Source organism: Rhodococcus sp. ENV425, from assembly GCF_002887785.1.
Classification (GTDB): Bacteria; Actinomycetota; Actinomycetes; order Mycobacteriales; family Mycobacteriaceae; genus Rhodococcus; species Rhodococcus aetherivorans.
The window spans coordinates 26,148-31,848 of record NZ_PCZU01000239.1 but is presented as its reverse complement, the minus strand read 5'-3'; the positions used below and the strand labels follow the sequence as shown (position 1 = coordinate 31,848).

Here is a 5,701-nt window from a genome sequence, read left to right as displayed (position 1 = left end):
ACACCGGTGCGGCCGCACACGTCGGTGACGACCCCGCCGCACGAGTAGTGCGCGGCCGGAGCGACGGGAATCAGGTCGCGGGCCGGGTCCAGGCCCACCTGCGCCAGGGAGGCGGTGACGGTCGGGAAGCGCCGCGCGAACCCGTCCAGGTGCCGGGCGTCGAGCAGAACGTGGTCGTCGCCGAGCTCGGCGAGCCGGGTGGCGATGGCACGGGAGACGACGTCGCGCGGCGCGAGGTCGCCGAGGGGGTGCACCCCGGCGGTGACCGGGCGGCCGGCACTGTCCACGAGGCGGGCACCCTCGCCGCGCACGGCCTCGCTGACGAGCGGGCGGCGGCCGACGGATCCGGCCGCGAACAGCACGGTCGGGTGGAACTGGACGAACTCGAGGTCGGCGACGGCGGCACCGGCGTGCAGGGCCAGCGCGATACCGTCGGCGGTGGCGCCGGGCGGGTTGGTGCTGCACGCGTACAGCTGCCCGAGGCCGCCGGTGGCCAGCAGCACGGCCGGGGTGTGGACGACACCGAGGCCCCGGTCGTCGAGGACGAGCAGGCCGGTGACGCCGCGCGTGTCGGTGAGGACGCGGGCGGCGGCGGCACCGAAGAGCACCGGCAGTCCGGCCGCGCCCAGGGCACGCTGGATCTCGGCACCGGTGGCGTCGCCGCCGGCGTGGATGATGCGGCGGGTGCTGTGGCCGCCCTCGCGGGTGCGGGCGATGCCGCCGTCACGGCCGCGGTCGAACACGGCTCCCAGGTCGGTGAGGGCCGCGACGGCGTCCTGCCCGCCGGAGACGATGGACCGCACGGCCGTCTCGTCGCACAGGCCGGCGCCGGCGGCGCAGGTGTCGGCGACGTGGGAGTCGACGGAATCCGCCGGCCCCGGGGCGACGACGGCGATGCCGCCCTGCGCGTACTGGGTGGCGGTGTCGGTGGGGCCGCCCTTGCTGACGGTCAGCACCCGCAGTCCGCGCCGGGACGCGGCGCGGGCGGCGGTGAGGCCGGCCACGCCGCCCCCGACCACCACGAGGTCGGCGCGGGCTTCCCAGCGGATCGTGTCCCGCCGCTCCGCTCGACCCGCGCCGACGCCGGAGGACATCGTCACTCCCCGCCGCCGGGGTTGCCGATCGCGATCATCCGCTGCACCGACTGCCGGGCCCGCTCGGCGACGGCCGGGTCGACGTGGACCTCGTCCTTGCCCTCCTGCAGGCAGCGCAGCAGCGCGGCCGGAGTGATCATCTTCATGTAGGGGCAGGACGCGCGGTCGTTGACGGCCTGGAAGTCCACGCCGGGCGCCGCCTTGCGCAGCTGGTGCAGCATCCCCACCTCGGTGGCGACGAGGACCTGCTTGGCGCCGGTGGCGCGGGCCGCGTCGAGCATGCCGCCGGTGGACAGGATCTTGACCTTGTCGTCGGCGACGAAGCCCTCACCGGCGAGGTACAGCGCGGAGGTGGCGCAGCCGCACTCGGGGTGGACGAACAGCTCGGCGTCGGGGTGCGCCTTGGACTTGGCGGCGAGCTCGTCGCCGTTGATCCCGGCGTGCACGTGGCACTCGCCCGCCCAGATGTGCATGTTCTGCCGGCCGGTCACGCGCTTGACGTGGGCGCCGAGGAACTGGTCGGGCAGGAACAGCACCTCGCGGTCGCGGTCGATGGAGGCGACGACGTCGACCGCGTTCGAGGAGGTGCAGCAGATGTCGGTCAGGCCCTTGACCTCGGCGGTGGTGTTGACGTACGAGACGACGACCGCGTCGGGGTGGTCGGCCTTCCATTCGCGCAGCTGGTCGGCGGTGATCGAGTCGGCGAGCGAGCACCCGGCCCGCTCGTCCGGGATGAGGACCGTCTTGGCGGGGCTGAGGATCTTCGCGGTCTCCGCCATGAAGTGCACGCCGCAGAAGACGATGGTGTCCTCCTCGGCCTCGGCGGCGATGCGCGAGAGGGCGAGGGAGTCGCCGACGTGATCGGCGACGTCCTGGATGGCGGGCAGCTGGTAGTTGTGCGCCAGCAGCGTGGCGTTGCGTTCGCGCGCCAGTCGCCGGATCTCCTCGGCCCACTCCGGGGTCGCCTCGACGCCGGTGTAGCCGCCGGGTCCGTCCTGGATCGGGGTGTGCGCGCCCGCCCACGTCGTAGTGGTCATGGCCTGCTCCTTCGCCGTGCACCGGGCGGGCTTTGCCCGGATTTCCGTATTCGGGGGTTTTCGACTTAGGATCGAAAACATGACACATGGTAGCACCCTTCACGAAGTGCTCATCGTCGTGTTCCAGGTTCGCCGATTTCCGGACACCCAGGGCGGCACGAAGACCGAGCTCGGGGTGCTGTTGTGGCAGCGCGCCCTCGACCCGGAGGCGGGCACCTGGTCGCTGCCCGGCGGCCGCCTCCGCGACGACGAGGACCTCACCACCTCCGCCCGTCGCCAGCTCGCCGAGAAGGTCGACGTGCGCGAGGTGGCGCACCTCGAGCAGCTCTCGGTGTTCTCCGATCCGCACCGGGTGCCGGGACCGCGCACGATCGCCTCGACCTACCTCGGGCTGGTGCCGATCACCTCCGATCCCCACCTGCCCGAGGACACCGCCTGGCATCCCGTGTCGGACCTGCCGGCGATGTCCTTCGACCACGGGGTCATGGTCGAGAACGCACGCACCCGCCTGGCCGCCAAGCTCTCGTACACCAACATCGCCTTCGGGCTGGCCCCCGCCGAGTTCGCCATGTCCACGCTACGTGAGATCTATTGCGCGGCACTCGGATACCAGGTGGATGCCACGAACCTGCAGCGCGTGCTCAAGCGCCGCGACGTCCTGACCCCCACCGGCACCACCGCCCCGCCGGGGCGTGCCGGCGGCCGTCCCCCGGCACTGTTCCGCTTCACCGAGTCGCGCCTGCGCGTCACCGACGAGTTCGCCGCCCTGCGCCCGCCGGGCTGACGGTGTGGTTCTCTGCTTCGGTATCGGCAACTGCAGGACGGCCCAGCCGAGTGGACGGTGGCGGCGAGCGCGTAGTGAGCTACCTCGAGGAGGTCGGTGCCGGCAACCGCGCCGAATCCGCGGAGCCGCTCGTCGCGGTGGCACAGGGCTGCGGCGAGCCGGCCGAGCCGGTTCGGGGCTCGGCGAAGAATCGCAGGCGCGCGCCTCGCGTTCACCGAGATGTTCGGCGCCGTCGCCGGCCGTTGGGGGCTCCGGCGGCAGACGGCGGCTTCGGCCGGCAGCGGGTGCCCGCAAGTGGGCCCGCTCGAAGGCCTGAGAGTCGTCCGGGCGGATGCGGACCGCGTCCCCCTCAGGGGCGACATCGAGAATCCGGTAGGTGTCGTCGATCAGCGTCATCGCCACGGCAGTGCACGGTAGAAGATCGACGTCAACGCTCGGTCACACGCCGATGAGCATCGCCTCCGCCTCCGTCGGTGGTGACCCGCTGGGATCCAGGGCCACCACCGACGGAGTCCGTCAGTTGAGGCGCTGCGGGACGCCGTAGGTGACCACGGTGTCGTTGTTGGCGGTGATCGCGCGGGCGAACGGCCGGACCGTCACCGGCCCGACGGCACCGGAGACCGAGCCGTGTACGCCGGCGATCCGGACGGTGACCGAATCCCCGTCGAACTCGTGATCCTCGACGATGGCGACCTCGGTGATGCCGCCGGGGGCGAGTTCGACCTCGATCTCCTGCTCGGGAATGATCGAGCCGCCGATCGTCGCGCCGGTGCTCGCGTCGAGGCCCAGCGCGAATTCGGGTGCCAGTTCGACGTTGACGCCCACCTCGTTGCCGACCTCCCAGTCCAGGCTGGGGGTGAAGATGTGCACCACCGCACCGGGCACCGCGACCGGGTAGCCGATCTGATATCCGAGGGTGAGCTTGGTGCCGGTGTAGTCGGCGGCACCGGGCCCGGTGATGTTCACGGTGGCGGAACCGTCGTGGAAGAACTCGACACTGAGCGGGGAGCTGTCGAGCGGGAGAACGCCCTGGATGGAGGTGTCGGCCTGCAACACCTCGATCGCGTTGCCGTCCGCGAGGGGCAGCACGCGGGCGTTGTCGACGGCGGCGGTGGCGGCGCCCGGGCCGACGAGCACGCTCAGCGCCACGGCTGCGGTGAGCGCGGTGCCCCGGACGACATTCGGACGGAATCGGTTGCCGGAGAAGCGGTGGACCATCGTGACGACCTCGTTCCTGGAGGGTGGGAAGTGGCGTGACCTCCGACACGCAGGCACAGCCTAGAAGCAGCGCACGCGATTTCGCCGGACGAACCGGGGCGCGGCGTGTCCTGAACGTGACGCCGCCACGGGCGCGCAGGCAGGATCACAGCACTCCGGCAGCGCCAGGTTCACACCGCTGTGGCACCGACCGGCCGCCCATAGATGACAAGTTCCGCGAGAACCTACAGTGAGGTCCGGCACATGCCGGCCTTACGTATACCGGGCGTCGGCCGGGTACCGGGGGAAGCCGTCGCCGGCCGCGCGCCAGTCGGCCAGCCACCGCTCGGTGAGTTCCGTGCCCTCGGCCCGCAACGCCGCCAGGTGCCGCGGACTCCGGTCGAGTTTCGAGGCGTGGTCCAGCGTCCACGCCGAGTCCCGGCTCATCTTGATCGTGCGGACCACGACGGTCTTGCGGTCCGTCAGGGGCGGGGCGTCGTTGCCGTACTTGTCGATCCACCGGTTGACGGTGAGGATGTGGTCGAGTTCCTGGTTCAGCGACAGGTTGCCGGCCAGATCGTTCTCCCGGTCGCGGATCTCCTCGAGACCGACGCGCAACGAGGTCGGCGAGTACTCCTGCGGGTTGATCCGCACCACCCAGATCTCGTCGGGCTTGTCGTCGCAGGTCTCGGTGTCCAGCAGGTCCCGCACCGGCGGGTTCTGCGAGTACAGGCCGTCCCAGTAGTAGCCGGTGCGCCGGACGGTGGTGCCTTCGTCCGCAGTGGGGAACTCGAGGTTCTCGATCGGTTGTGCGGGCAGCAGCTCGGGCAGCGTGCCCGACGCCGCCACCCCGTCGAGCGACAGGGCGCGTCGCATCCGCCACCGCGTCGCGCCGTACTGGTCGCGCTCCGGCGGGGGCTTGAGCCCCAGTTCCTCCAGGGTCTTGTCCGAGTCGAAGGTCTCGAAGTTGCCGCTGAGCACCTCGATCGCGCCGGCGATGACCCGGACATTGTTCTGGGCGAGGAGCTTCCAATCGACCGAGTCGAAGTCCGGGCAGAGCGAGGCGAGCAGGCCCTGGAATCCGAGGTACTCCGGGCGGGCACCCACCGATCCCAGGCCGAGCAGCCCGAGGCGGCCCGCCGCGGCGTACGGACTCGATTCGGGGAGGGCCACGCCCGCGGCCTTCCAGCGCAGCAGCACCTGCCCGGCCAGGTTGTGCAGCGTCTCGGCGGGGTTGGTCGCCGCGAACACGGTCCACAGGTGGTCGAGTCGTTCGACGGCCTTGTCGACGGTGCCGCAGTCCGGGTCGGATCCGTTGGGGGCCAGGCCGTACCAGGTCGCAAGCGCGCACAACGCGCCGGCGGACGTGCCGCTGAACGAGACCAGATCGAAGGAGGTGCCGCCGTCGGCGTCCCATCGCTGCTTGGCCCGCAGAATCGAGGTGAGCGCACCCCAGGTGAAGGCGACGTGCGTGCCTCCACCCTGACAGGCGATGGCAATCTTCTTGCGCCGCACGGACTGCACCGACACGTTGATCCTTCCGGAGGGGACGTCGCGCTGATTGTGTCGCATCTCCGGCCGCCTGTCCG

5 protein-coding genes are annotated in these 5,701 nt (G+C 71.4%); 1 reads left to right on the top strand and 4 read right to left on the bottom strand.

Translation table 11 applies throughout. The annotated features are described in order from the left end of the window. A partial coding sequence (locus CQZ88_RS20765; RefSeq protein WP_102800226.1) for an FAD-binding protein occupies positions 1-1,094 on the bottom strand: 1,094 nt, incomplete at its 3' end. 2 nt (positions 1,095-1,096) lie between these two features. Then, positions 1,097-2,131, bottom strand: coding sequence for a quinolinate synthase NadA (nadA, locus tag CQZ88_RS20760; RefSeq protein WP_006941304.1), 1,035 nt, complete (start codon positions 2,129-2,131; stop codon positions 1,097-1,099). Positions 2,132-2,210: 79 nt separating this feature from the next. Here nadA and CQZ88_RS20755 point away from each other — a divergent pair, with 79 nt between their 5' ends. Beyond that, a complete protein-coding gene (locus CQZ88_RS20755) occupies positions 2,211-2,915 on the top strand; it encodes an NUDIX domain-containing protein (protein WP_006941309.1) in 705 nt (234 codons plus the stop codon). Positions 2,916-3,431: 516 nt separating this feature from the next. Here CQZ88_RS20755 and CQZ88_RS20750 read toward each other — a convergent pair. After that, positions 3,432-4,133, bottom strand: a complete 702-nt coding sequence (locus tag CQZ88_RS20750) for an MspA family porin (RefSeq protein WP_006941310.1) — start codon at positions 4,131-4,133, stop codon at positions 3,432-3,434. Between the two features lie 252 nt (positions 4,134-4,385). Next, positions 4,386-5,701: patatin-like phospholipase family protein (locus CQZ88_RS20745; RefSeq protein WP_258008700.1), on the bottom strand; the 1,316-nt coding region annotated here is incomplete at its 5' end.